Origin of the sequence: Kitasatospora sp. MY 5-36, from assembly GCF_001182915.1 — a bacterium.
Taxonomy (GTDB): domain Bacteria; phylum Actinomycetota; class Actinomycetes; order Streptomycetales; family Streptomycetaceae; genus Kitasatospora.
In genome coordinates, this window is the sequence record NZ_LFVW01001235.1 from 1 (window position 1) to 1240 (window position 1240).

1 protein-coding gene and 1 pseudogene are annotated in these 1240 nt (G+C 74.0%); one reads left to right on the forward strand and one right to left on the reverse strand.

The features are described from left to right. Nucleotides 1–596 (reverse strand): PhzF family phenazine biosynthesis protein (locus AE652_RS41630; protein WP_049661222.1); only part of this gene is annotated, 596 nt, incomplete at its 3' end. Between the two features lie 149 nt (nt 597–745). On the opposite strand from AE652_RS41630, the pseudogene AE652_RS43370 reads away from it, so the two are divergent. After that, nucleotides 746–1240 (forward strand): annotated as a pseudogene (locus AE652_RS43370) (hypothetical protein); the annotation flags it as partial.

The window sequence follows — 1240 nt, forward strand, 5'->3', positions numbered from 1 at the left end:
CGCGGCCCGGCCAGCAGCCGCGAGCCCCGGCCCTGGGTGATGGTCAGCGCCCGGCCGAGGTGCGCGGCCAGCAGCAGGGCGGCCGCACCGGTCGCCTCGTCCTCGTCGATCCCGTCGCCCCGCCCGGGGAAGGCCCGGGCCCGGACGGTGCCGGCCGCCTCGTCCTGCCAGGCCCAGGCGTAGACCCACTCCCCCGGCGGCGGCACCTCCAGCGCCTCCACCTCGGCCGCCGAACCGTACGGCCGCAGCGTGCGCCCCGGGGCCCACTCCGGCCGGGCCTCGATCCGGATCAGCCCGCCCTCGCGCCGCACGGCCACCTCGCCGGCGGCCGTGACCAGCCGGTCCACCCCGAGCAGCCAGGCGGCGCCCACGCACGGGTGGCCGGCGAACGGCAGGCGCACCGACGGGGTGTAGATGTCGATCTCCCCGCGCTCCGGGTCGTCGACGAACACCGTCTCGCTGAAGCCCAGTTCGCGCGCGACCCGCTGCCGGTCCGCGCGACCCGGCACGGCGGCGCCGTCGCGCACCACCCCGAGCGCGTTCCCGTGGCTCCCGTCGGGCCCGCAAAAGACCCGCAGCACCTCAAACCCCGTCATTTCCCCACCTCGTCTACTCCCGCTCCGGACCGGCGCAATGACACCGTGACACAAAGGCGGCGACGGATGTCGGCCGCCTCCAGTACTGTGCGCTGTCGTCCCCGAACGGTTCCCGCCGTTTTTCTCCTTCCCCTCCCAGGAAAGCCCCCGTGAACAATCTCGACTTCAGCGCCGAACCGCTCTTCTCCTGGTACGTCGTACTGCTGGCCCTCAGCGGCGCCATCATGGTGGCCCTCGGGGTCGCGGCCGGCGGACTGAAGGTCGGCCTGCGCATCCTCAACCTCGTCCTCGGCCTCGCGTTCCTGGGGTACGCCTACTACCTGGCGTTCGTCTTCGAGGGCGGCACGTACACCATCTTCTTCAAGGCGTTCATCCTGCCGGTCGGCATGATCGTCGCCTCGGTGAAGGCGCTGGTGGAGCGCAGCAACGCCAAGAAGCAGCCCGCGCAGGCGGCCGCCCCGTTCGACCCGAACGCGCCGCAGGGGGCGTTCAACCCGAACGCGCCGTTCAACCCGAACGCCGCCCAGCAGGCGCCGTTCAACCCCAACGCGCCGTTCAACCCCAACGCCCCGCAGGCCCCGTACGCCGCGCAGCCGGGCGCGCCCGTCCCGCCGCCGGCCGGTGCCCCCGTGCCGCCCGCCCCG